The sequence below is a fragment of the Micromonospora sicca genome (assembly GCF_003172935.1).
GTDB classification, from domain to species: domain Bacteria; phylum Actinomycetota; class Actinomycetes; order Mycobacteriales; family Micromonosporaceae; genus Micromonospora; species Micromonospora sicca.
The window spans coordinates 1-24,045 of record NZ_QGKS01000100.1 but is presented as its reverse complement, the minus strand read 5'-3'; the positions used below and the strand labels follow the sequence as shown (position 1 = coordinate 24,045).

At 71.6% G+C, this 24,045-nt stretch carries 24 protein-coding genes; 16 read left to right on the top strand and 8 right to left on the bottom strand.

Annotated elements, in window-relative coordinates:
- Window positions 1-2: 2 nt before the first annotated feature.
- The 6 genes from DKT69_RS03945 (at window position 3) to DKT69_RS03920 (ending at window position 5,729) form a co-directional block, all read left to right on the top strand.
- On the top strand, window positions 3-932 hold the full coding sequence (locus DKT69_RS03945; protein WP_109800232.1) for a F0F1 ATP synthase subunit gamma: 930 nt from the start codon (window positions 3-5) through the stop codon (window positions 930-932).
- Window positions 932-2,368 (top strand): F0F1 ATP synthase subunit beta, encoded by a 1,437-nt coding sequence (gene atpD / locus DKT69_RS03940; protein ID WP_109800231.1) that lies wholly within the window; start codon window positions 932-934, stop codon window positions 2,366-2,368. The genes DKT69_RS03945 and atpD overlap by 1 nt, the downstream gene beginning before the upstream one ends.
- Before the next feature lie 214 nt (window positions 2,369-2,582).
- Window positions 2,583-3,725: an LCP family protein gene (locus DKT69_RS03935; protein ID WP_109800230.1), complete on the top strand. Its 1,143-nt coding sequence runs from the start codon at window positions 2,583-2,585 to the stop codon at window positions 3,723-3,725.
- A 149-nt stretch (window positions 3,726-3,874) separates the two neighbouring features.
- Window positions 3,875-4,153 carry a F0F1 ATP synthase subunit epsilon gene (locus DKT69_RS03930; RefSeq protein WP_089012816.1) on the top strand — a complete coding sequence of 93 codons (279 nt, stop codon included), beginning with the start codon at window positions 3,875-3,877 and terminating at the stop codon, window positions 4,151-4,153.
- A gap of 12 nt (window positions 4,154-4,165) precedes the next feature.
- The gene (locus DKT69_RS03925; protein WP_109800229.1) at window positions 4,166-4,621 is read left to right on the top strand and encodes a DUF2550 domain-containing protein; all 456 of its coding nucleotides are present in this window, start codon (window positions 4,166-4,168) and stop codon (window positions 4,619-4,621) included.
- Window positions 4,622-5,138: 517 nt separating this feature from the next.
- On the top strand, window positions 5,139-5,729 hold the full coding sequence (locus tag DKT69_RS03920) for a hypothetical protein (protein ID WP_109800228.1): 591 nt from the start codon (window positions 5,139-5,141) through the stop codon (window positions 5,727-5,729).
- Between the two features lie 214 nt (window positions 5,730-5,943).
- On the opposite strand, the gene DKT69_RS03915 is transcribed toward DKT69_RS03920, so the two are convergent.
- Window positions 5,944-6,363, bottom strand: coding sequence for a VOC family protein (locus tag DKT69_RS03915; protein WP_109800227.1), 420 nt, complete (start codon window positions 6,361-6,363; stop codon window positions 5,944-5,946).
- Window positions 6,339-6,911, bottom strand: coding sequence for a cob(I)yrinic acid a,c-diamide adenosyltransferase (locus tag DKT69_RS03910; RefSeq protein ID WP_109800226.1), 573 nt, complete (start codon window positions 6,909-6,911; stop codon window positions 6,339-6,341). Before DKT69_RS03910 ends, DKT69_RS03915 begins: the two co-directional genes overlap by 25 nt.
- On the opposite strand from DKT69_RS03910, the gene murA reads away from it, so the two are divergent.
- Together murA and DKT69_RS03900 are read left to right on the top strand one after the other, a co-directional pair.
- Window positions 6,910-8,349: a UDP-N-acetylglucosamine 1-carboxyvinyltransferase gene (gene murA / locus DKT69_RS03905; protein ID WP_109800225.1), complete on the top strand. Its 1,440-nt coding sequence runs from the start codon at window positions 6,910-6,912 to the stop codon at window positions 8,347-8,349. The genes DKT69_RS03910 and murA overlap by 2 nt on opposite strands.
- An 80-nt stretch (window positions 8,350-8,429) precedes the next feature.
- Window positions 8,430-9,278, top strand: a complete 849-nt coding sequence (locus DKT69_RS03900; protein WP_109800224.1) for a 3-hydroxyacyl-CoA dehydrogenase family protein — start codon at window positions 8,430-8,432, stop codon at window positions 9,276-9,278.
- Between the two features lie 47 nt (window positions 9,279-9,325).
- On the opposite strand, the gene DKT69_RS03895 is transcribed toward DKT69_RS03900, so the two are convergent.
- The 3 genes from DKT69_RS03895 to DKT69_RS03885 form a co-directional block, all read right to left on the bottom strand.
- Window positions 9,326-9,469: a hypothetical protein gene (locus DKT69_RS03895; protein ID WP_236647321.1), complete on the bottom strand. Its 144-nt coding sequence runs from the start codon at window positions 9,467-9,469 to the stop codon at window positions 9,326-9,328.
- A gap of 61 nt (window positions 9,470-9,530) precedes the next feature.
- Window positions 9,531-10,376, bottom strand: a complete 846-nt coding sequence (locus tag DKT69_RS03890; RefSeq protein WP_109800223.1) for an ABC transporter permease — start codon at window positions 10,374-10,376, stop codon at window positions 9,531-9,533.
- Window positions 10,373-11,221: an ABC transporter ATP-binding protein gene (locus tag DKT69_RS03885; protein ID WP_109800222.1), complete on the bottom strand. Its 849-nt coding sequence runs from the start codon at window positions 11,219-11,221 to the stop codon at window positions 10,373-10,375. The genes DKT69_RS03890 and DKT69_RS03885 overlap by 4 nt, the downstream gene beginning before the upstream one ends.
- Before the next feature lie 152 nt (window positions 11,222-11,373).
- On the opposite strand from DKT69_RS03885, the gene DKT69_RS03880 reads away from it, so the two are divergent.
- Window positions 11,374-13,380, top strand: coding sequence for a protein meaA (locus DKT69_RS03880; protein ID WP_109800221.1), 2,007 nt, complete (start codon window positions 11,374-11,376; stop codon window positions 13,378-13,380).
- 547 nt (window positions 13,381-13,927) lie between these two features.
- On the top strand, window positions 13,928-14,512 hold the full coding sequence (locus tag DKT69_RS03875) for a hypothetical protein (RefSeq protein ID WP_109800220.1): 585 nt from the start codon (window positions 13,928-13,930) through the stop codon (window positions 14,510-14,512).
- A 212-nt stretch (window positions 14,513-14,724) separates the two neighbouring features.
- On the opposite strand, the gene DKT69_RS03870 is transcribed toward DKT69_RS03875, so the two are convergent.
- A complete protein-coding gene (locus DKT69_RS03870; protein ID WP_109800243.1) occupies window positions 14,725-15,342 on the bottom strand; it encodes a DUF4126 domain-containing protein in 618 nt (205 codons plus the stop codon).
- A gap of 71 nt (window positions 15,343-15,413) precedes the next feature.
- Between DKT69_RS03870 and nucS the strand changes: the two genes are divergently transcribed.
- Window positions 15,414-16,073: an endonuclease NucS gene (gene nucS / locus DKT69_RS03865; RefSeq protein WP_109800242.1), complete on the top strand. Its 660-nt coding sequence runs from the start codon at window positions 15,414-15,416 to the stop codon at window positions 16,071-16,073.
- 45 nt (window positions 16,074-16,118) lie between these two features.
- Here the strand turns inward: nucS and DKT69_RS03860 are convergent, their stop codons facing one another.
- A complete protein-coding gene (locus DKT69_RS03860; protein WP_109800219.1) occupies window positions 16,119-17,621 on the bottom strand; it encodes an aldehyde dehydrogenase family protein in 1,503 nt (500 codons plus the stop codon).
- Between the two features lie 236 nt (window positions 17,622-17,857).
- On the opposite strand from DKT69_RS03860, the gene DKT69_RS03855 reads away from it, so the two are divergent.
- The 5 genes from DKT69_RS03855 to DKT69_RS03835 all read left to right on the top strand — a co-directional run bounded on the left by DKT69_RS03855 (window position 17,858) and on the right by DKT69_RS03835 (window position 22,717).
- The gene (locus DKT69_RS03855) at window positions 17,858-18,322 is read left to right on the top strand and encodes an FHA domain-containing protein (RefSeq protein WP_109800218.1); all 465 of its coding nucleotides are present in this window, start codon (window positions 17,858-17,860) and stop codon (window positions 18,320-18,322) included.
- A gap of 113 nt (window positions 18,323-18,435) precedes the next feature.
- Window positions 18,436-19,500 carry an alpha/beta fold hydrolase gene (locus tag DKT69_RS03850; RefSeq protein WP_109800217.1) on the top strand — a complete coding sequence of 355 codons (1,065 nt, stop codon included), beginning with the start codon at window positions 18,436-18,438 and terminating at the stop codon, window positions 19,498-19,500.
- A gap of 122 nt (window positions 19,501-19,622) precedes the next feature.
- Window positions 19,623-21,413 (top strand): 3-hydroxyacyl-CoA dehydrogenase family protein, encoded by a 1,791-nt coding sequence (locus DKT69_RS03845; RefSeq protein WP_109800216.1) that lies wholly within the window; start codon window positions 19,623-19,625, stop codon window positions 21,411-21,413.
- A 101-nt stretch (window positions 21,414-21,514) separates the two neighbouring features.
- The gene (locus tag DKT69_RS03840) at window positions 21,515-21,841 is read left to right on the top strand and encodes an Rv1322 family protein (RefSeq protein ID WP_236647320.1); all 327 of its coding nucleotides are present in this window, start codon (window positions 21,515-21,517) and stop codon (window positions 21,839-21,841) included.
- A gap of 66 nt (window positions 21,842-21,907) precedes the next feature.
- Window positions 21,908-22,717, top strand: coding sequence for an alpha/beta hydrolase (locus tag DKT69_RS03835; protein WP_109800214.1), 810 nt, complete (start codon window positions 21,908-21,910; stop codon window positions 22,715-22,717).
- A 45-nt stretch (window positions 22,718-22,762) separates the two neighbouring features.
- On the opposite strand, the gene DKT69_RS03830 is transcribed toward DKT69_RS03835, so the two are convergent.
- The gene (locus tag DKT69_RS03830; protein ID WP_109800241.1) at window positions 22,763-23,854 is read right to left on the bottom strand and encodes an AI-2E family transporter; all 1,092 of its coding nucleotides are present in this window, start codon (window positions 23,852-23,854) and stop codon (window positions 22,763-22,765) included.
- Window positions 23,855-24,045: the final 191 nt, after the last annotated feature.

Here is a 24,045-nt window from a genome sequence, read left to right as displayed (position 1 = left end):
CCATGGCCGCCCAGGTACGCGTTCTTCGTCAACGGATCCGCTCGGCGAAGTCGATGAAGAAGATCACCAAGGCGATGGAGCTCGTGGCGACGAGCCGCATCGCCAAGGCCCAGGCCCGGGTGGAGGCGTCCCTGCCGTACGCCCAGGCCATCACCGGCGTGCTCACGGCGCTGGCCTCCAACGCGTTGATCGACCACCCGCTGCTCACCCCGCGTGAGCGGGTGCGGCGGGCGGGCGTCCTGGTGGTCACCAGCGACCGGGGCCTGGCCGGCGGCTACAGCTCCAACGCGATCAAGACGGCTGAGTCGCTGATCGCCCGGCTCAAGGCCGACGGCAAGGAGCCGGTGCTCTACGTGATCGGCCGCAAGGGCGTCACGTTCTACCGGTTCCGCAACCGGGACATCGCGGCGAGCTGGACGGGCTTCTCGGAGCAGCCGTCCTTCGCCGACGCCCGCGAGGTGGGCGAGACGCTGATCAAGGCGTTCTCGGCCGGCGCGGACGACGTGGACGGCCAGGCCGGGGTGGACGGGGTGCTCGGGATCGACGAGCTGCACATCGTCTACACCGAGTTCCACTCCCTGATGACCCAGACGCCGGTCGCGAAGATCATCGGCCCGATGCAGGTCGAGGACCGCCCGCGGTCCGAGGGACTGCTGCCGGCGTACGAGTTCGAGCCGGAGGCGGACGCGCTGCTCGACGCGCTGCTGCCGAAGTACATCAACACGCGGATCTACGCGGCGTTGATCGAGTCGGCGGCCAGCGAGTCGGCGGCCCGGCGGCGGGCGATGAAGGCCGCCACCGACAACGCCGAAGACATGATCGAGAAGTACACGCGTGAGATGAACACGGCCCGCCAGGCCGGGATCACCCAGGAGATCAGCGAGATCGTCGGCGGCGCGAACGCGCTCGCCGCGTCGGGAAGTGAAGTGTGATGACTGCCCCAGTAGAGACCAAGACGGCCACGGGTCGCGTGGTCCGGGTCATCGGCCCGGTCGTCGACGCCGAGTTCCCGCGCGACGCCATGCCGTCCCTGTTCAACGCCCTGCACGTGAACGTGACGCTCTCCGGCGGTGAGAAGAAGCTGACCCTGGAGGTCGCCCAGCACCTGGGTGACAACATGGTCCGCGCCATCTCGATGCAACCGACCGACGGCCTGGTCCGCGGCACCGAGGTGCGCGACACCGGCTCGCCGATCACCGTGCCGGTGGGCGACGCGGTCAAGGGCCACGTGTTCAACGCGATCGGCGAGGTGCTCAACCTCAAGGAGGGCGAGACCCTCAGCCCCGACGACCACTGGCAGATCCACCGCAAGGCCCCGGCCTTCGCGGACCTGGAGCCGAAGACCGAGATGCTGGAGACCGGCATCAAGGTCATCGACCTGCTCGCCCCGTACGTCAAGGGCGGCAAGATCGGCCTGTTCGGCGGCGCCGGCGTGGGCAAGACGGTGCTCATTCAGGAGATGATCACCCGGGTGGCCCGGAACTTCGGTGGTACCTCGGTCTTCGCCGGCGTGGGTGAGCGCACCCGCGAGGGCAACGACCTCATCGCCGAGATGACCGAGTCCGGCGTCATCGACAAGACGGCGCTGGTCTACGGCCAGATGGACGAGCCGCCGGGCACCCGGCTGCGAGTGGCGCTGTCCGCGCTGACCATGGCGGAGTACTTCCGCGACGTGAAGAAGCAGGAGGTGCTGCTCTTCATCGACAACATCTTCCGCTTCACCCAGGCGGGTTCCGAGGTCTCCACGCTGCTCGGCCGCATGCCGAGCGCCGTGGGTTACCAGCCGACCCTGGCCGACGAGATGGGCGAGCTCCAGGAGCGGATCACCTCCGTCCGGGGCCAGGCCATCACCTCGATGCAGGCGATCTACGTGCCCGCCGACGACTACACCGACCCGGCGCCGGCCACCACGTTCGCCCACCTGGACGCGACCACCAACCTGGAGCGGTCGATCTCCGACAAGGGCATCTACCCGGCCGTGGACCCGCTGGCGTCCTCGTCCCGGATCCTCGCCGCGGAGTTCGTCGGCGCCGAGCACTTCGCGGTGGCCACCGAGGTGAAGCGGATCCTGCAGCGCTACAAGGACCTGCAGGACATCATCGCCATCCTCGGTATCGAGGAGCTCTCCGAGGAAGACAAGATCACCGTGGGCCGGGCCCGGCGGATCGAGCGCTTCCTGTCGCAGAACACCTACGCCGCCGAGCAGTTCACCGGCGTGCCGGGCTCGACGGTCCCGATCGCCGAGACCATCGAGGCGTTCAAGAAGATCAGCGAGGGCGAGTACGACCACTTCCCCGAGCAGGCGTTCTTCATGTGCGGCGGTCTTGAGGACCTCGAGGCCAAGGCCAAGGAGCTGATGGAGGGTTAGACCTCGGTCACACCCAATGGAGGCCACCCCGGCGTCAGCCGGGGTGGCCTCCTTCCGTTCGGGGCCGGTAATAGCAGATGTCCGCTTCCGGGGCAAGCGGTTCGCTGGAACGCGGGGTACCGTTCGTGGCACGACGCTCACGTTCTGGGCGTGGATCTCTGCAACGAAACAGTCCCGTGCGCCCGTCTTCCAGTCGTGGGCGTGACGATTGGAGATGCTCGTGGGTAAGGCCGGCTCGGACGGCGGCAAGCGGTCCTTCTGGCGGGGCGTGCCCCGGTGGGCCCGCGTCTGCACCGTCTTCGGCGTGGTCCTCATGATGCTCAGCGGCGCCGTGCTGGTGGGCTACGAGGCGCTGCTGTCGCGCTACGAGGGCGCGGTCGGCAGGGGCGACCTCTTCGGCGACCAGGCGGCGGGGGCCCAGGAGCGCAAGAGCAACATCAAGGGCCCACTGAACATCCTTCTGGTGGGCATCGACCCCCGCAACCCGGAGACGCCGCCGCTGGCCGACTCGATCATGATCCTGCACGTACCGGCCGGGATGGACCGGGGCTACCTCTTCTCGCTGCCCCGGGACCTGCGGGTGGACATCCCCGCGTTCCCCAAGGCGAACTTCGCCGGGAAGACCGACAAGCTGAACGCCGCCATGTCGTTCGGCAGCCGGGTCCCGGGCCAGAACCCGGACGCCGCGCGCGGCTTCGAGCTGCTCGCAACGACCGTGCAGCAGGTCACCGGGATCGAGCGCTTCGACGCCGGCGCGATCATCAACTTCACCGGCTTCAAGAAGATCGTCGACGCGATGGGCGGCGTCGACATGTACATCGAGCGGGACGTGAAGTCCGAGCACCTGAAGCCGGACGGCAAGGCACGCCAGCTCAAGCCGGGCGGCGGGGGCTACCTCGGCCCGCAGGCCGAGTACAAGAAGGGCAACGCGCATCTCAACGGGTGGCAGGCGCTGGACTACGTCCGGCAGCGCTACCCGAAGAACGGTGTGCCGGACGCCGACTACGGCCGGCAGCGGCACCAGCAGCAGTTCATCAAGGCGATGGTCAGCCAGGCTTTCAGCGCCGACGTGGTGACCAACCCGATCAAGCTGGACCGGGTCATCCGGGCCGCCGGCCAGTCGCTCATCTTCAACGGCCGGGGCAACAGCGTGGTCGACTTCGCGCTGGCCCTGAAGAACATCCGGTCGGACTCGATCGAGACCATCAAGCTGCCCGGCGGGGGCATCGGCACCGGTTCGGCGTACAAGGGAGAACAGCTGCTGCCCGCGGCGCAGGACTTCTTCACCGCCATCCGCACCGAGCAGGTGGACGCCTTCATGCTGGAGCACCCCGAATTCAAGCAGAAGAACAGTTAACGTGAGCGCGAGCGGGCCCCGGCGCACGCCGGGGCACGCTCGCGTGGCACCGCGCGCCGCCCGTGGCGCAGCTCTCGCCACCCGCGTTGGGTGGCCCTCGGGGGCGCGACTAGACTTTCGGCAATCCGCCGCCGCAGCAAGGAGACAGCGTGGCACAGCAGCTTCACGTCGAGCTCGTAGCCGTCGAGGAGAAGGTCTGGTCCGGCGAGGCCGAGATGGTCGTCGCCCGGACGACCGAGGGTGAGCTGGGTGTGCTTCCGGGCCACGCGCCGCTGCTCGGTCAGCTCGCGGAGCCCAGCCAGGTCCGCATCAAGCAGGCCGGTGGCCAGCAGGTCGCGTACGACGTCGCCGGCGGCTTTCTCTCCGTGACCGGCGAGGGCGTCACCGTCCTCGCCGAGAGCGCCACCCCCGCCACTCCGGCCCGCTGAGCCGACCCGCCGATGGAGATCGTGGAAGGGATCGGAATCGGCGTCGCGGTCGTGCTCGCCGCGCTTCTGATCCTCTTCATCCGGCGGGCCCTGTTCACCCGTAGCGGAGGCATCATCCGGCTCAGCGTCCGGGTCTCCACCATGCTGGACGGTCGGGGCTGGTCACCCGGCTTTGGCCGGTTCGCCGGTGACCAGCTGCGGTGGTACCGGATGTTCAGCTTCGCGTTGCGCCCCAAGCGGGTGCTCTCCCGCAAAGGGCTGGCCGTGGAACGTCGCCGGCTCCCGGAGGGGCAGGAACGCCTCTCCATGCCCGCCGACTGGGTGATCCTCCGCTGTACCAGCAACCATGCGCCGGTGGAGATCGCAATGGCACGGTCCACGGTCACCGGCTTCCTCTCCTGGCTCGAGGCCGCCCCACCCGGGGCGGTCTCGCCGCGTCTGGCCTCCCAGGACTGGCCCGCCGCCTGACAGCTTCTCTCCGGTCCGCCCGTGAGTGCCGGGTCGGGCGTGGGACGTTTCCCGGTACGAGGTTTCGCCGGCAGCCGGGCGGCTCGTGCGCTGTGCGCGTGATCGACTCGGTGTCGGCGATGTGGCGGTGTCCGGTGGGCGCGGATACCGCCGGTTCGGCGATCTGGTGTCGCTTGTCCGTTCCTGGCCGCCTTCGTCGGAGGCTGTCTGGGCGGGATGTCCGGTTTCGGGGTGTGACCGGCGGCATCCTCAGCCGGAATCGTGGCTGGCCCGGGGTCGTTATACATCGCGTACGACCGAGTACCTGGCCCGCTCGACCGGGTCGGATGGTCGGGCCCCCGGGAATGATGGCGGGCCGGCGGTCGTTACACATGGTCCCGGCGCCGCGAAGAGGCCCCCGCCCCGCGGCTGGCACCGGGCAGAGACTTTCCCCCTTGCACTCTTTTGAGCGCCTGACGGTGCTTGCGCATGTCCCGGCCCCCACCGGGTGTGCGCCAACCCCCCAAGGAGCTTTGTCATGAACACGATGCTGCGTAAGAGCGTTCTCGGTATTGCTGGTCTGGCTTTCACCGGTGGTGTGTTCGCCGGTCCGATCGCCGCGCACGCCGACACCGGCCCCGTCACCGCCAAGCCCGCCGCCGTGGCGGTGCAGGCCGACAAGCCGGACATGGGCAAGCTGATTCCGCATGGTGTGCAGGGCGCCCAGTCGCACATTGACCTGAACGACGAGCAGACCGCCAACGCGGAGGCGATCATCGCCGCGACGAAGAAGGCCGGTCTGCCGGAGCGGGCCGCGGTCATCTCGATCGCCACGTCGCTGCAGGAGTCGAAGCTGGAGAACCTGGGTCACCTGGGTGACCGCAACGACCACGACTCGCTGGGCCTGTTCCAGCAGCGCCCGTCGAGTGGTTGGGGTTCGCCGGAGCAGATCACCGATCCCGAGTACGCGACCCTGGCGTTCGAGAAGGGTCTGAAGCAGGTCGACGGGTGGCAGGACATGCCGCTGACCGAGGCCGCCCAGACGGTGCAGGTGTCGGCCTACCCGGACGCCTACGCCCAGTGGGAGCAGCAGGCCGCCCACCTGGTCGCCCAGCACTGGAACAGCTGACCTGACCAAGCAACACGCAACGAGCCGCTGGCCGGCACCCCGGAGACACGGGGTGCCGGCCAGCGGCATTTCCACGTACAAACACAAGACCGTGACCGCCGGGCGGACGGTGACCAACGTCAGGGCTGGGGGCGACCGTCCCCGGCGCAGGGATCAAGCCTGACCGCCCGAAGCCGGGGACGGTCGCCCCCAGCCCCCAACAGCAACCACGAAGTCAGTCGGTCGAGCCGACCAGCTCCACCTCATACCCCTGCCCATCAGCGAGATACGCGGCGTAAGTCCCCGGGCCACCAGCGTGCGGGTGCCGGTCCGGGAAGAGCAGCTCCCACCCGTGCTCGGGGGCGGCGGCGACCAGGGCGTCCACCGCGGCTGGCGGCCCGGCGTGGAAGGCCAGGTGGTTGAGTCCCGGTGCGAGCCGGTCGTGCACCCGTCCGGAGAGCCCGGGGGACTCCTCCAGCACCAGGTAGGTCGGGCCGAGCCGCCAGGACCGGCCGGCCGGCCAGTCCTGGAACGGCGTCCAGCCCAGCTCGCCGAGGAGCCAGCCCCAGCTGCACCGGGCGGCCTCGAGGTCCGGCACCCACACCTCGACGTGGTGCAGCCCGCCGACGGTCAGCGCTTCCCGCCCGGTACCCATAGCACATCTCCGTCCGGATTTGCCGTTCTTGCCAGGATAAAGAGCAGATCGGAGAGCCGGTTGAGATACTTTGCGGGAAGGGGACTGGTCCGGTCCGGGTCGTGCCCGACCAGCGCCCACGCCGCACGCTCGGCGCGTCGGGCGATCGTCCGTGCCACGTGCAGCAGCGCCGCGCCAGCGGTGCCGCCGGGGAGGATGAAGGAGTCGAGCTTGCTCAGGCGTGCGTTGTACTCGTCGCACCAGCCCTCGAGGCGCTCCACGTACTCCTCGGTGACCCGCAGCGGCGGGTACTTCGGGTCCGGCTCGACCGGGGTGGCCAGGTCCGCGCCGACGTCGAACATGTCGTTCTGGATCGACCCCAGCACCGCCCGCAGCTCGTCGTCGAGCTGCCCGAGCGCGAGCGCGACACCGATCGCCGCGTTGCACTCGTCGACGTCCGCGTACGCGGCGATCCGTGGATCGATCTTCGGCACCTGCTCGTTGTTGCTCAGCCTGGTCATGCCGGCGTCGCCGGCCTTGGTGTAGATGCGCGTGAGGTGGACGGCCATGACGCACAGCCTACGGATACCGGACCTGACCATCCCGGCGCGGCCGGACCAGACCGGCTGGCCGGCCGGTGTGGGCCCGGGTGACGCCGGCGGTCCAGCGGTCAACGACGTCGACGTCATCCGGGTGCGCGGCGACGCGCGGCTGGCCGGCACGGTCCACGTCGTGGGGGCGAAGAACTCCGCGCTCAAGCTGATGGCGGCCGCGCTGCTCGCGCCCGGGCGAAGCGTGATCACCAACGTCCCCCGGATCACCGACATCGCCATCATGGGCGAGGTGCTGCGCCGGCTCGGCTGCGGCGTGCGGTTCGGCGCCGACGACCCGGTCGATCCGATGGTGGCCCGCGGTGGGGTGGAACGCTCCCGGTCGGTCGTCATCGACGTGCCGGAGCGGCCAGGCGCGGAGGCCGATTACGACCTGGTCCGGCGGCTGCGCGCGTCGATCTGCGTGCTGGGTCCGCTGCTGGCCCGCCGCGGGTACGTGCGGGTGGCGCATCCCGGCGGGGACGCGATCGGCTCCCGCGGCCTGGACATGCACGTCTCCGGGCTGACCCGGATGGGCGCGGACATCTCCGGTGAGCACGGCTTCGTCATCGCGTCCGCCCCGGACGGCCTGCACGGCGCGGACATCGTGCTGGACTTCCCCAGCGTCGGCGCGACGGAGAACCTGGTGATGGCGGCGGTGCTGGCCCAGGGCGTCACGGTGATCGACAATGCCGCCCGGGAGCCGGAGATCGTCGACATCTGCTCGATGCTGATCCGGATGGGCGCCCGGATCGAGGGGAAGGGGACCTCGACCCTGCGCATCGAGGGCGTGCCCGAGCTGGGCCCGGTGCGGCACGCCACGGTGGGGGACCGGATCGTCGCCGGGACCTGGGCGTTCGCCACCGCGATGACCCGGGGGGACGTCACGGTGACCGGCATCGACCCGGCGTTCCTGGAGGTCGCGCTGGACAAGCTGGTCTCGGCCGGCGGTCTGGTGGAGACCCGCACCGACGCCTTCCGGGTCCGGATGGACGACCGCCCGACCGCGGTGGACGTGGTGACCCTGCCCTACCCGGGCTTCGCCACCGACCTGCTGCCGATGGCGATCGGGCTGGCGGCGGTGAGCGACGGGGCGTCGCTGATCACCGAGAACATCTTCGACGGCCGGTTCATGTTCGCCAACGAGATGATGCGGCTCGGCGCGGACATCAAGACCGACGGCCACCACGCGGTGGTACGCGGCCGGGACCGGCTCTCCGGCGCCCCGGTCCGCGCCACCGACATCCGGGCCGGCGCCGGCCTGATCATCGCCGGGCTGTGCGCCGACGGGGTCACCGAGGTCTCCCACGTGCACCACGTGGACCGTGGCTATCCGGACTTCGTGGCCGACCTGCGGGCCCTCGGGATCGAGGTCGAGCGGGGCACGATCCCGGACGAGCCGGCCCTGGAGATCTGACCGCGGGAGAGGGCTTAGCCGTCGTTCAGGCTCGCCGACTAGGGTGCTGGCAGGTACTCAATCAGGCGAGGGAGAAGCAGATGGCGGGTCGACTCGCGGTCGTCGGTGCCGGGCTGATGGGCTCGGGCATCGCCCAGGTGGCGGCGCAGGCGGGCTGGCAGGTGACGCTGCGGGACCTGGACGACGCGGCCACCAAGCGGGGCGTCGACGGCATCCGGAAGTCGCTGGAGAAGTTCGCCGAGAAGGGGAAGATCGCGGCGGACGACGTCGAGGCGGCGCTGGGACGGATCACCCCGACCACCGATCTGGAGGCGGTCGCCGACGCGGACATCGTCGTCGAGGCGGTCTTCGAGCGGCTGGAGATCAAGCACGAGGTGTTCCGCGCGCTGGACAAGATCTGCAAGGCCGACGCGGTGCTCGCCACCAACACCTCAGCCATCCCGGTCACCCAGATCGCGGCGGTGACCGAGCGGCCGGAGTCCGTCGTCGGCACCCACTTCTTCTCCCCGGTGCCGATGATGAAGCTCTGCGAGCTGGTCCGCGGCTACAAGACCACCGACGAGACGCTGGCGACGGCGAAGGCGTTCGCCGAGGAGATCGGCAAGACGGTCGTGGTGGTCAACCGGGACATCGCCGGCTTCGTCACCACCCGGCTGATCGCTGCGCTGGTCGTGGAGGCGGTCAAGCTGGTCGAGTCCGGCGTGGTCTCGGCGGAGGACCTGGACACCGCCTGCAAGCTGGGCTTCGGCCACGCCATGGGCCCGCTGGCCACCACCGACCTGACCGGCGTGGACGTGCTGCTGCACGCCTCGAAGAACATCTACACCGACACCGCCGATGAGAAGTTCTTCCCGCCGGAGCTGCTCCAGCGCATGGTCACCGCCGGTGACCTGGGCCGGAAGACCGGCAAGGGCTTCTACACGTACTGAGCCGGCTGCGCGGGCGACGGGCGGGACTCCCCGTCGCCCGCGACCGGTCACGGGCGGGGCCGGCTCACGGCGGCGCCGAGCAGGGCGAAGGCGTCCGGGATCACGGTGCCCCAGTAGGCGAAGTTGTGCCGGCCGTCGGCCCACGCGGCGCGTACCGGCGGCTCCGGCAGCGCCCGGGCGAGGGCGCGCACGTCGGGGAGGAAGTTGTCCTGCCGGCCGCACCAGAGGCCGACCGGGGTGCCGGCCGGCGGCTCAGCCGTCGCGCCGGGTGGTCCAGCGGAAGGTGGTCAGGCAGAGGAGCAGGCCGATCACGCACCACGCGGCGAGCACCAGGGCGACCCGGCCCAGCTCGAACGACCCGGCCGGCTCCTGGGCGCCGAAGCTGTCCGGCAGGAAGACGGCGCGCAGTCCCTGGCACATCCACTTCAGCGGGAAGAGCGCCGCCACCTGCTGCATCCAGGCCGGCAGGCTGGTGAAGACGAAGAAGACCCCGGAGATGAACTGGAGCACCAGCGCCACCGGGGTGACCACGGCCGAGCCGCTGCGGGCGGTCCGGGCCAGCGAGGAGATGGCGATGCCGCAGAGGGTGCAGGCGGTGACGCCGAGCGCCGCGACCCAGCCGAAGGTCAGCCACTTGCCGACGGTGTCGGGCAGCTTCAGGTCGAACAGCAGCACCGCGACGACCAGCAGCAGCGCGGTCTCGGCCACGCCGATCACCACCACCATGATCACCTTGCCGGCGAACCAGACCCACTTCGGTATCGGCGTGCCCCGGTAGCGCTTGAGCACGCCCCGGTCCCGCTCGATCGGGATCCAGATGCCGAGGTTCTGGAAGCTCACCGTCATCAGGCCGGTCGCGATCATGCCGGTGATGAAGTACTGGGTGAACTTGACCCCGCCGCCGATCTCGCCGCTGAAGATCGACGCGAAGATCAGGATCATGATGATCGGGAAGCCCATCGTGAAGACGACGGACTCCCGGCTGCGCAGGAACTGGGTGATCTCCAGCCGCCCCTGCCGTAGCGCCAGGGCGCCCGGTCCGAGCCGCCGGACCGGGGCGGCGGCGACCGGGGCCGCCGGCTTCGTGGTGGTCGTCATGAGTGTCCGATCATCTTCAGGTAGGCGTCTTCCAGGGTCGGCCGGGTCACCGTCAGGCCCGGGACCTCGCCGCCGTAGCGCGCGGCCAGCTCCGCCACCAGGGCCGTCGGCGTCGCGCTCTCCGCGGTCTCCAGCGTCCCGTCCGGGGTACGCCAGGAGACCGTGGCCAGCGCCTCCTGCCGGTTGCCAAGCCGGTTCGGCGGGGCCACCTCGACCACCCGCCCCGCCGCGATCACGCCGACCCGGTCCGCGAGCGCCTCGGCCTCGTCCAGGTAGTGCGTGGTCAGCACGATGGTGGTGCCCGCGGCGGCCAGGTCCCGGATCAGCTCCCAGAACTCGCGCCGGGCCTCCGGGTCGAAGCCGGTGGTCGGCTCGTCGAGGAAGAGCAGCTCGGGGCGGCCGATGATGCCCAGCGCCACGTCGAGGCGGCGCTTCTGGCCGCCGGAGAGGGTGTGGGTCCGGGCCTTCGCCTTGCCGCCCAGCCCCACCCGCTCGATCACCTTGTCCGGGTCGTCGGCGTCGGGGTAGAAGCCGGAGAAGTGCCGGACCACCTCGGCGACGGTCAGCTCGTCGAACTCGCCGGTGCCCTGGAGCACGATGCCGACCCGGGAGCGCCAGTGCGGATCCGCGTGGGCTGGGTCGCGGCCCAGCACGGACACCTCGCCGGCGTCGCGCTGCCGGTAGCCCTCCAGGATCTCCACCGTGGTGGTCTTGCCCGCGCCGTTCGGGCCGAGCAGGGCGAACACCTCGCCGCGGTGGACGTCGAGGTCCACCCCCGCCACCGCGACGTTGTCGCCGTACGCCTTGCGCAGTCCCCGTACGGAGATCGCGAGCTCGTCATCCATGCCGTCAAGTGTGCGACCTGGCCGGCGGCCCGGGGAGTTCGGGGGTGTGGTGGTGGCGGCCATGTCGGGCGCTTCCCGCCCGGACGTCCGCGACATGGACCTGTGTGGTTTTCCACAACCCGTTTTACTGAACGGTAACTTAGACTCCGGCCATGGATGAGAAGGCTCTTCCGGGCCGGCTGCCGGAGCGCGACCGCCCCTGGGTGATGCGCACGTACGCCGGGCACTCCTCCGCCGCGGCCACCAACGCGCTCTTCCGGCGCAATCTGGCGAAGGGGCAGACCGGCCTGTCGGTCGCCTTCGATCTGCCCACCCAGACCGGGTACGACCCCGACCACGAGCTGGCCGCCGGCGAGGTCGGCCGGGTCGGCGTGCCGGTGGCGCACCTCGGCGACATGCGGGCCCTCTTCGACGGCATCCCGCTGGCCGGGATGAACACCTCGATGACGATCAACGCGCCGGCCATGTGGCTGCTCGGCCTCTACGGCACCGTCGCCGCCGAGCAGGGCGCCGAGCTGTCCCGCTGCGCCGGCACGACGCAGAACGACATCATCAAGGAGTACCTCTCCCGGGGGACGTACATCTTCCCGCCGGCGGCGTCGCTGCGGCTCACCGCCGACGTCATCGCGTACACGCTGCGCGAGATGCCGAAGTGGAACCCGGTCAACATCTGCTCGTACCACCTGCAGGAGGCCGGCGCGACGCCGGTGCAGGAGGTCGGCTTCGCGCTCGCCACCGCCGTCGCCGTGCTCGACGCGGTCCGCGACTCCGGCCAGGTGCCCGCCGAGCGGATGGGCGACGTGGTGCAGCGGATCTCCTTCTTCGTCAACGCCGGGGTGCGCTTCGTCGAGGAGATCGCCAAGATGCGCGCGTTCGGCGCGCTCTGGGACGAGATCACCCGCGACCGGTACGGCGTCACCGACCCGAAGCAGCGCCGCTTCCGCTACGGCGTCCAGGTCAACTCGCTCGGCCTCACCGAGGCCCAGCCGGAGAACAACATCCAGCGGATCGTGCTGGAGATGCTCGGCGTGACCTTCTCCCGCGACGCCCGCGCCCGCGCGGTGCAACTCCCCGCCTGGAACGAGGCGCTCGGCCTGCCCCGCCCCTGGGACCAGCAGTGGTCGCTGCGGATGCAGCAGGTCCTCGCGTACGAGTCGGACCTGCTCGAATACCCCGACCTGTTCGAGGGCTCGCACGTGATGACCGCGCTGGTCGACGGGATCGTCACCGGGGCGCGGGTCGAGCTGGAGAAGGTGCTGGAGATGGGCGGCGTGGTGGCCGCCGTGGAGACCGGCTACCTCAAGAGCGCCCTGGTCGCCTCGCTGGCCGACCGGCGCCGGCGGATGGAGTCCGGCGCCGACGTGGTGGTCGGCGTCAACCGGTTCACCGAGACCGAGCCGTCCCCGCTGACCGCCGCCGGCGCCGAGGCCGTCGAGCAGGTCGACCCCGCGGTCGAGGCGGCCGCCGTCGCCTCCGTACGCGAATGGCGGGCCGGTCGGGACGACGCGGCGGTCGACGCGGCACTCGCCCGGCTCCGCGCGGACGCCGCGACCACCACGAACCTGATGGCCGCGACCCTGGAGTGCGTGCGGGCCGGGGTGACCACCGGCGAGTGGGCCGGCGCGCTGCGCCAGGTCTTCGGCGAGTACCGGGCGCCGACCGGCCTCGCCGGCGGCGCCGGCGTCGGCGGCGACGCGGGGCTCGCGACCGTCCGCGAGCGGGTCGTCGCCACCGCGCGCGAGCTGGGCAGCGGCCGGCTGCGGCTGCTGGTCGGCAAGCCCGGCCTGGACGGGCACTCCAACGGCGCCGAGCAGATCGCGGTACGCGCCCGCGACGCCGGCTTCGAGGTGGTCTACCAGGGGATCCGGCTCACCGCCGGACAGATCGTCGCCGCCGCCGTCGAGGAGGACGTGGACCTGGTCGGGCTCTCGGTGCTCTCCGGCTCGCACCTGGCCGCCGTGCCGGCGGTGCTGGACGGCCTGCGGGCCGCCGGTCGGGGCGACCTGCCCGTGGTGGTCGGCGGCATCATCCCCGCCGGGGACGCGGAGGCGCTGCGGGCCGCCGGGGTGGCCCGGGTCTTCACCCCGAAGGACTTCGCGCTGACCGGCATCATCGACGAACTGGTCACCGTCATCCGCGAGGCCAACGACCTGCCGTGAAAGAGCAGGGGCCCCGCCTGGCGCGGGCCCACCTGCGCGACGAGCCGGGCGATGCCGCCGCGTACCGGCAGCTCCACGAACGTGTGGCAGTGGGTGTCGTTTTGTGCCTTTCGGGGGTTCGTTGCGTTGTTGGTTGCGGTGGGGGTGTGGCCCGCCGTGCCCGGCTCCGGGCGGTCAGGCCTGATCCCTGCGCCGGTCACGGCGGGCGTGTGATTCTCTGGGTGGGATGTCCGGTTTCTGGGTGTGACCGGTGGCATCCTCGGGTCGGAATCGTGGCCGGGCGGGATCGTTGTATCTCGCGTACGACCGAGTACCTGGCCCGCTCGACGGGCCGGCGGACGGGCCCCGGGAATGATGGCGGGCCGGTGGTCGTTACACATGGTCCCGGCGCCGCGAGCAGGTATTACCGCTTGGCGGACCCGCGTTGAGGCTCCCCGCCCCCGCGGACCGGGCAGAGACTTTTCCCCTTTTGCTTTTGAGCGCCTGACGGTGCTTGCGCATGTCCCGGCCCCCACCGGGTGTGCGCCAACCCCCAAGGAGCTTTGTCATGAACACGATGCTGCGTAAGAGCGTGCTGGGTATTGCTGGTCTGGCGTTCGCCGGTGGTCTGGCCGCCGGTCCGCTGAACCACCACGACGCCACCCCGACCACGGCGATGAGCCCGGTCGCGGTGCAGGCTGACAAGCCGGACATGGGCAAGCTGATACCGCATGGTGTGCAGGGCGCCCAGTCGCACATCGACCTGGACGACGAGCAGGTGGCTAACGCGGAGGCGATCATCGCGGCGACGAAGAAGGCCGGTCTGCCGGAGCGGGCCGCCGTGATCTCGATCGCCACCAGCCTGCAGGAGTCGAAGCTGGAGAACCTGGGTCACCTGGGTGACCGCAACGACCACGACTCGCTGGGCCTGTTCCAGCAGCGCCCGTCGAGTGGTTGGGGCACGCCGGAGCAGATCACCGACCCCGAGTACGCCACCCTGGCGTTCGAGAAGGGTCTCAAGCAGGTCGACGGGTGGCAGGACATGCCGCTGACCGAGGCCGCCCAGACGGTGCAGGTGTCGGCTTACCCGGACGCCTACGCCCAGTGGGAGCGGCAGGCCGCTCACCTCGTCGCCGAGCACTGGAACAGCTGACAAGCGAACAAAAGGCAAGAAGCCGCTGGCCGGCACCCCGGAGACACGGGGTGCCGGCCAGCGGCGTTTCCACGTGCAAACACAAGACCGGGACGGCCGGGCGGACGGTGACCAACGTCAGGGCTGGGGGCGACCGTCCCCGGCGCAGGGATCAAGCCTGACCGCCCGGAGCCGGGGACGGTCGCCCCCAGCCCCAAAGCGCAACCAACGAATCAGACCCGGAACCCAGCCGCCCGAGCCGCCCGACGTTCACGAGCGCGCGACTTGCGTCGGCGCAGGAACCAGAAGAGGAACGCCACCAGCCCGACCAGGAAGACCAGCACCAGCACCGGCAGCAGGATCGCCACCACCGACATCACCGCGCTGGTGGCGTCCTCGGCGGTGCTGGCCACCGGTGCGCCGAAGCCGGCGGTGGTCGCGTTGATGACCGGCCGGGCGGCCGACTTGAGCAGGTGAACGCCGAGCGCGATCAGCACGCCCACCACGACCGGCACCCACTGGTGGGAGGAGAAGAAGGTGTCCGGGTCGCTGACGGTGACGGTCTCCGAGGTGGAGCCGGCACCGAAGGCGAGGCCGCCGGCGGTGGGCCGGACGAACGTCTGCACCACGTCGTTGACGTGGTCGACCACCGGGACCTTGTCGGCGACCACCTCGACGGCGAGCAGCACGGCGAGGATGAGGATGACCCAGCCGTTGCCCAGCCAGTGCCAGCCGCTGGGCAGGTCCATGAGATCGGTGTAGCGCGCCAGCAGGCCCATCAGGAGCAGCGGGATGTAGGCGTTCAGGCCGGCCGAGGCGGCGAGGCCGGAACCGGTGAGGACTTCGAGCACGATCACAGCATCGCACCGGCACACCAGTGCCGCACGGTGGCGATGGCGGGGACCTCGGCTACCCTCGTCGGGTGCGGTTGGTGATTGCGAAGTGCTCGGTGGACTACGTCGGACGGCTCTCGGCTCACCTGCCGCCGGCCACCCGGCTGCTCATGGTGAAGGCGGACGGCTCGGTGTCGATCCACGCGGACGACCGGGCGTACAAGCCGTTGAACTGGATGAGCCCGCCCTGTCGGCTGGAGGAGGCCCCCGGCGTCTGGCGGGTGGTCAACAAGGCCGGCGAGGAGCTGCGGATCACCCTGGAGGAGGTCTTCCAGGACACCTCGTACGAGCTGGGCGTCGACCCGGGGCTGCGCAAGGACGGCGTCGAGGCGCACCTGCAGGAGCTGCTGGCCGCCAACCCGATGACCCTCGGCGAGGGTTACACGCTGGTCCGCCGGGAGTACATGACCGCCATCGGGCCGGTCGACCTGCTCTGCCGGGACGCCAACTCGGGCGCCGTCGCGGTCGAGGTGAAGCGGCGCGGCGAGATCGACGGCGTGGAGCAGCTCACCCGCTACCTGGAGCTGATGAACCGGGATCCGCTGCTCGCCCCGGTGACCGGCGTCTTCGCCGCGCAGGAGATCAAGCCGCAGGCCCGGGTGCTCGCAACCGACCGGGGCATCCGGTGCGTCGTGGTCGACTACGACAAGCTGCGCGGCATCGAGCGCGACGAGCTGACCCTGTTCTGAGCCGGCCGCCGGCCGCCACCGCCGGCCTGGCAGCGGCGGGGCCGGTCAGCGGTTCCGGCCGTACATCAGCTTGGCGGCCTTGACCAGGCGGGCGACGTCCGCCGGGGTGCGCTCGAAGGTCATCGACGGCAGCAGCGAGCGGGCCCGCCGCCGGGTGACGGACTTGGCCCGGCCGAACTCCCGCAGCCCGTCCTCGCCGTGGATCCGGCCGAAGCCGGAGTCACCGACGCCGCCGAACGGCAGCGTGGACATCCCGGCGAAGGTCAGCGCCGAGTTCACCGAGGCCATCCCGGAGCGCAGCCGCCGCGCGACCGCCACCGCCCGCTTGCGGCCGAAGACCGAACCCCCCAGGCCGTACGACAGGGCGTTGGCCCGGTCGACGGCCTCGTCGACGTCGCGTACCCGGTTGACGGTGAGCGTCGGGCCGAAGGTCTCCTCGCGTACGGCGGCCGAGTCCTCGGGAACGTCGACCAGCACGGTCGGGTGCACGTACGGCGGCTGGACCGCGTCTGGGCCGCCGAGCACCGCGCGACCGCCCCGCTCGACCGCGTCCTCGATGTGCCGGCGGATCACGTCGAGCTGCGAGGGCATGGTGATCGGACCGATGTCGGCGCCGTCGGGGCCCACGGTGAGCCGCCCGGCGCGGGCGATCACCTTGTCGACGAAGGCGTCGAAGACCTGGTCGACGGCGTAGACGCGTTCGATGCCGATGCAGGTCTGGCCGGCGTTGGTGAGCCCGCCCCACACGCACGCCTCGGCGGCGGCGTCCAGGTCGGCGTCGGAGTCCACGATCATCGCGTCCTTGCCGCCAGCCTCCAGCAGCACCGGGGTGAGCGACTCGGCGCAGGCGGCCATCACCTTTTTGGCCGTGGCGGTAGAACCGGTGAAGGCCAGCTTGGCCACGCCCGACCGGCACAGCGCCGCGCCCACGTCGCCGAGCCCGTGCACCGCCGTGAAGACGGGCTGCTCGGGGACGACCTCGGCGAACCGGTCGACCAGCCACTGCCCGACGGCCGGGGTGTATTCGCTGGGCTTGAACACCACCGCGTTGCCGGCGGCGAGCGCGTACGCGACGGAGCCGATCGGGGTGAAGACGGGGTAGTTCCAGGGGCCGATCACGCCGACCACCCCGTACGGCTGGTATTCCAGGTGGCCGGTGAACTCGGCGAGGATCAGCCGGGAGCGGACCCGCCGGGGCCCGAGCACGCGCCGCGCGTTGCGGGCCGCCCAGTCGATGTGCTCAAGCGCGGTGAGGATCTCGACGACGGCGTCGCCGACCGGCTTGCCGCCCTCGGTGTGGACCAGTTCGGCCAGCTCCTCGATCCGGCGGGCGAGCACGCTCCGCCAGCGCAGCAGCCGCTCCCGGCGACCGGTGAAGCCGAGCCCGGCCCACCACTCGCCCGCGGCGCGGGCCCGGGCGACCGCCTGGGCCACGTCCTCGGCGGTCGCCACCGGGAGTCGCCCCGCCTCCGCACCCGTCGCCGGGCTGGTCGACACCAACCGACCGTCCTCGATGACCGGGGTCCCCGGGACATGCACAGCCGTCATGGCGGAAGTCTAGACCCGAAGATTACTCGCCGGTAGGTCTCGCGGCGCCCGGAAACCGGCTGCCCGGGAAGGCCGCGCCGCGCGCCGGTGGGCGGTGGCCGACCGGCGCGCCCGCCGAACCGGCGAACGGGAGTTGACCGGCCGGGGTCGTGGAGGTGACCACCCGGTGGTGGGGATGACAACCGTGAGGTGGCACGCTGACGCGCGGGGCGATGGTGGGGTGGAAGGCGGGGTCCATGGAGGATCATCCGGAGTTGATGCCGCTGTTGACGGTGGCGGGCGGAACGATGCGGGGTTTGAGCTTCCGCGTCGGCCGTGACCCGCAGGTGATCGGCCGGGCGCCGACCGCCGGGATCGTGCTCGAGGATCCGCACCTCAGCCGGCGGCACGCCGCGGTCCAGCTGATCGGCGACGGGGTGTCGTTGGTGGACCTCGGCTCTACCAACGGGACCTGGCTCAACGACCGGCGGATCGCCGGCGTCGAGCAGCTCACCGACGGCGACGTGATCCGGCTCGGCCGTACCGAACTGCGGTACTTCGACCCGGGCGTGGCGCGGACGGACCCGGTGGGGCTGAGCTTCGCGGCGCCGCGCCGGGACCACCGGCCGACCCTGCCGCTGCCCGTCCCGCCGACGCCGCGGCTGCCGGTGGGCGGCGCCGTCCTGCCGCTGCCCGCGGCGCCGGTCGACGCCCACCGCTGACCGGTCGACCCGGCGCGGCCCGGAGCCGCACCGGGTCGGGCCACAGCCGGCCGTGGTTGCGGGTGTGGGCCGGACCCATGGACCCGGGCGGCCCGACGTGTCAGCATGCGCCGATGGAGAGCGCGCAGCACGTCGTGTCGGCGAACGGCATCACCCAGGCGGTCCGGGTGGCGGGCCCGCCGGAGGGCGTGCCGGTGCTGCTCGTCCACGGCAACGTCTCCTCCGCCGCCTTCTGGGAGCCGCTGATCCGACGGCTGCCGGCGACCCTCCGGGTGGTCGCGCCCGACCTGCGCGGGTACGGCGACACGCAGACCGCGCCGGTGGACGCGACGCGCGGGCTGGGCGACTTCGCCGACGATGTGGCCGCCCTGCTCGACGTGCCGGGGCTCTTCGCCCCCGGCGCCCGGCCGGTGGTCGTCGGGCACTCGCTCGGCGGGGGCGTGGCGATGCGGCTGCTGGTCGACCACCCCGACCGGGTGGCCGCCCTGCTGCTGGAGGCACCCGTCTCCCCGTACGGCTTCGGCGGCACCCGGGACGTCCACGGCACGCCCACCACGCCCGACTTCGCCGGCACCGGCGGCGGCACGGCGAACCCCGACTTCGTCGCCCGGCTCGCCGCGAAGGACCGCGGCGAGGACGCCCCGACCGGCCCCCGCAACGTGCTGCGGGCCACCTACGTCGCCGACCCGGCGTCGCTCGGCGAGGACGAGGAGCTGCTGCTGGACAGCGCCCTCTCCACCGCCACCGGGGACGACAACTACCCCGGCACGGCCGTCGCGTCGCCGCACTGGCCGGGCACCGCGCCGGGGGAGCGCGGCGTGCTCAACGCCCTCGCGCCCGCCCACTTCCGGCTCGCCGACGAGCTGGTCGCCGTCCCGGCCCCGCCCCCGGTCACCTGGGTACGCGGCGACGCCGACGTGATCGTCTCGGACACCTCTCTGTTCGACCTGGCGTACCTCGGGTCGCTCGGGGCGGTGCCCGGCTGGCCGGGGGAGGCGGACTGTCCGCCGCAGCCGATGATCGGGCAGACCCGGGCGGTGCTGGAGCGGTACGCGGCGGCCGGCGGGACGTACCGGGAGGTGGTGCTCCCGGGCTGCGGGCACAGTCCGCACCTGGAACGGCCGGTCGAGTTCGTGGCGGAGCTGCTGGCGCTCACGGGGGTGCCGGCGGCGGCCTGAGCCGCCCTGCGTGAAATATCCCACGGCGTCTCGACAACGCAGCGTCACGTGGCAGACTCCGGCGCATAACCTTAGCGGCCGTTCATGTCGACAACGGCGGAGTCAACCAGGGGAGGCCGGTCGTGGCGCGCGAGTTCACCAGGGTGGGTGTGGTGGGTCTGGGCACCATGGGTGCCGGCATCGTGGAGGTCTTCGCCCGCAACGGCATCGACGTGGTGGCGGTGGAGATCTCCGAGGGCGCCCTGGAGCGCGGCCGGTCCACCCTCACCGGCTCCACCGACCGCGCGGTCGCCAAGGGCAAGCTCGCCGCGGCCGACCGGGACGCCCTGCTGTCCCGGGTGAACTTCCAGGTCGGCCTGGAGGCCCTGCACTCGGTGGACCTGGTGATCGAGGCCGTTCCCGAGCACCTCGACCTGAAGCAGCGGATCTTCGCCGAGCTGGACCGGGTGTGCAAGCCCGAGGCGATCCTGGCCACCAACACCTCCTCGCTCAGCGTCACCGAGATCTCGGTCGCCACCACCCGCCCCAACCAGGTCATCGGCATCCACTTCTTCAACCCCGCGCCGGTGATGAAGCTGGTCGAGGTGGTCCGCACGGTGGTCACCTCCGCCGACGTGGTGGCCGACGTGGAGGCGCTCTGCAACCGGCTCGGCAAGGTCGACGTGACGATCAACGACCGGGCCGGCTTCATCGCCAACGCGCTGCTCTTCGGCTACCTGAACCACGCGGTGAGCATGTTCGAGGGGCGGTACGCCACCCGCGAGGACATCGACGCCGCGATGAAGCTCGGCTGCGGGCTGCCGATGGGCCCGCTCGCCCTGATGGACCTGATCGGCCTGGACACCGCGTACGAGATCCTGGACACCATGTACCGGCGGGGCGGGCGGGACCGCCGGCACGCCCCGGTGCCGCTGATCAAGCAGATGGTCACCGCGGGGCTGCTCGGCCGGAAGTCCGGCCGGGGCTTCTACACCTACGAGCGGCCGGGCTCCCCGGTGGTCGTACCGGACGAGCAGACGCCCGTGGCGTCGCAGGCCGCGCTCGCCGACGGCGCCCGCGCCATCGCGAAGGTCGGCGTGGTCGGCTCCGGGACCATGGCCACCGGCATCATCGAGGTCTTCGCCAAGGCCGGGTACGAGGTGGTCTCGGTGACCCGCGGCGCGGAGAAGTCCGCCAAGGTCTTCGAGACGGTCAAGACCTCGCTCAACAAGGGCGTGGTACGCGGCAAGCTCAGCGAGGACGACCGGGAGGCGGCGCTCGGCCGGATCAACTGGTCCGCGACCCTGGAGCACCTCGCCGACGTCGACCTGGTGGTCGAGGCCGTGGTCGAGGAGCTCAGCGTCAAGAAGGCCCTCTTCGCCAGCCTGGACGAGATCTGCAAGCCGGGCGTGGTGCTGGCCACCACCACCTCGTCGCTGCCGGTGATCGACGTCGCGATGGCCACCCAGCGGCCGGCGGACGTGGTCGGGCTGCACTTCTTCAACCCGGCACCGGTCATGCCGCTGGTCGAGGTCGTGCAGACCATCCGCACCTCGGCGGAGACCACCGCCACCGCCCGCGCGGTCTGCGCCGCGCTGGGCAAGACCGGCGTGGTCTGCGGTGACCGGTCCGGCTTCATCGTCAACGCGCTGCTCTTCCCGTACCTGAACGACGCGGTGAAGATGTTGGAGGCCAGCTACTCGACCGCGGACGACATCGACTACGCGATGAAGCTGGGCTGCGGCTACCCGATGGGCCCGTTCGAGCTGTTGGACGTGGTCGGGCTGGACGTGTCGCTGGCCATCCAGCGGGAGCTCTACCTGGAGCTGCGCGAGCCGGGCTTCGCCCCCGCGCCGCTGCTGGAGCACCTGGTCACCGCCGGCTACCTGGGCCGCAAGAGCGGCCGCGGGTTCCGCGACCACACCCGGCGCTGACCGGGTCAACACCCGACCGGAGACCTGCGACTGACCGGGGCCGCCGGTGGCGCCCGCCCGTCCCGGGTCGGTCCCGCCGGCGGCCCGTACGCTTGGTGTCCGTGAGCCCCCGTCGCAACCGCCCCCGCCGGGACGAGACCGCCCACCTGGACTCCGACCGGGTACGCCAGGGCGTGCCCACGGTCCAGCAGTGGCGCGACGGCGACTGGCAGGTACGCGGCATCAGCGGCGGGGCGTCGACCAAGACGTACCGCTGTCCCGGCTGCGACCAGGAGATCCGCCCCGGCGTGGCGCACGTGGTGGCCTGGCCGGCGGACGACCGGGGTGACCTGACCGACCGGCGGCACTGGCACAGCGGCTGCTGGCGGGCCCGGGACCGGCGCGGACCGGTCGTCCAGCGCGGCCGCAGCGCCCCCCGCCACGGCTGAGCGACCTGGATCACGCTGTTTCCGCCCCGGCGGGCGACCCGGGCGGCAGCGCGCCAGACTGGGACGGTGAGCACACCGATCCGCGCCTCGTCGATCCTGCCCGGCCACCGGGAGGACATCGAGCTGCACACCGCCGACGGGCTGAAGCTGGTCGGTGAGCTGGCCCGCCCCCTGGACCGGGAGCCGGCCGGCACCCTGGTCTGCCTGCACCCGCTACCCACCCACGGCGGGATGATGGACAGCCACGTGTTCCGCAAGGCGGCCTGGCGGCTGCCCGCGCTGGCCGACCTGGCCGTGCTCCGGTTCAACACCCGGGGCACCAGCAGCGTCCGCGGCACCAGCGAGGGGGCCTTCGACGCCGCGGTCGGCGAGCGCTTCGACGTCGCCGCCGCCATCGAGTACGTGGAGTTCGCCGAGTTGCCGAACATCTGGCTGGTCGGCTGGTCGTTCGGCACCGACCTGGTGCTCAAGTACGGCTGCGACCCGGCGGTGGCGGGGGCGATCCTGCTCTCCCCGCCGCTGCGCTTCTCCACCCCTGCCGACCTGGCCGAGTGGGCCGAGAGCGGCAAGCCGCTGACCGCGCTGGTCCCCGAGTTCGACGACTACCTGCGCCCGGACGAGGCCCGGGAGCGGTTCGCGGCGGTGCCACAGGCCGAGGTGGTCGGGGTGCCCGGCGCCAAGCACCTCTGGGTGGGCGACGCCGAGACCGTGCTCGACGAGATCGTCCGGCGGGTCAACCCGGCGGTGCCGGTGCCGCTGCCGACCACCTGGGACGGCCCGGTGGAGACCGGTGACGTCAGCGCGTACGCCGACCGGACGGTTGCCTCGTTCGCCGACACCCCGGTCGCCGGTCCGCGTCCCGACCGGGCGGGCTGACCGGCCCGTCGACCCGTCCGGGGTGCCCGGCGGGCCGGCTGACGCTCACCGGGATTCCTGCCGGGGCAGGACCACCTCGCGGAGGATCAGCTGCAGGGCGGCCACCGTCGGGATTGCGATCAGCGCCCCGACGACGCCCAGCAGCGACACCCCGAGCAGGGCGGCGAGCAGCGCGGCCACCTCGTTGACCGAGACCGCCCGCCGCATGATCTTGGGATAGATCAGGTAGTTCTCCACCTGCTGGTAGATCAGGAAGAAGACCAGGCAGGCGATGCCGACCGGCAGGTCGGTGGCGAGGCCCACCAGGGTCACCACGACCGCGCCCAGGGTGGCGCCGATCTGCGGGATCAGGTCGGTCACCGCGACCACCACCGCCAGCGCGAACGGGTACGGCAGCCCGACGACCAGCGCGAAGACGAACGTGCTCGCCCCGGCCAGCACCGCGATGCTGAGCGCACCCACCATGTACGCGCCCACCCGGGTCAGGATCTCGTCCCCGATCAGTTGCACCCGATCCCGGCGGGAGTGCGGCACCAGCGCGTACCCGAGGGCGCGCAGCTTGTCGAAGTAGGCCAGGAAGTAGATCGTCAGGACCAGCACGGTCAGCGCCCGGAAGATCGTGCCGAAGATCAGCTGCGCGCCGCCCAGCACGCCGCCGAGGGCCCGGCCGATGGTGTCCGCGCTCGCCGCCGACTGGACCCGTTCCATGAGGTCGTACCGCTCGACCAGGTCGTTGACCGTGGCGTTGCGACGCAGGTCGTCGAGGTAGCTCGGCAACTGCTGGATGAACTGCCCGGACTGGGTCACCACCGGCGGCACCAGCGCCAGCACCCCGCCGATGATCAGCAGCACGACGGTCAGCGCCACCACCGCCACCGCCAGCCCGTGCGGCAGGCCCCAGCGCCGCAGCCGGACCACCGCCGGGTGGAGCCCCACGGCCAGGAAGAGCGCGATGACCACCAGGACGAGGATGCCGGCGGCGTTGCGTACGCCCAGGAAGACCGCGTACGCCAGCAGCACCCCGAGCGCGCCGGTGAAGCCGACCAGGAAGCTGCTGCGCCGCAGCGGCCTGCCGGGGGTGCCGAAGCGCCCGCTCGGCCCACCCACCTCGAACTCGGTCGGATCCGACGTGTTCACCTCGGCGGTCCGACCGCCGGTGGTCCGGCTCACCGCGGGATCGGGCGGGACATTGCCGGCGAACGTCCCGTCGGCGGCCGTCCCGTCGGCGGGCGCGCCGTCGGTCGCCTCGGGCGTCGGCGGTCCATCGGGCGTCCCGGTCGATGCGTGGGTTCCCGCGCCGCTCCTGGACGCGCCTGCCGGCCCGGGCT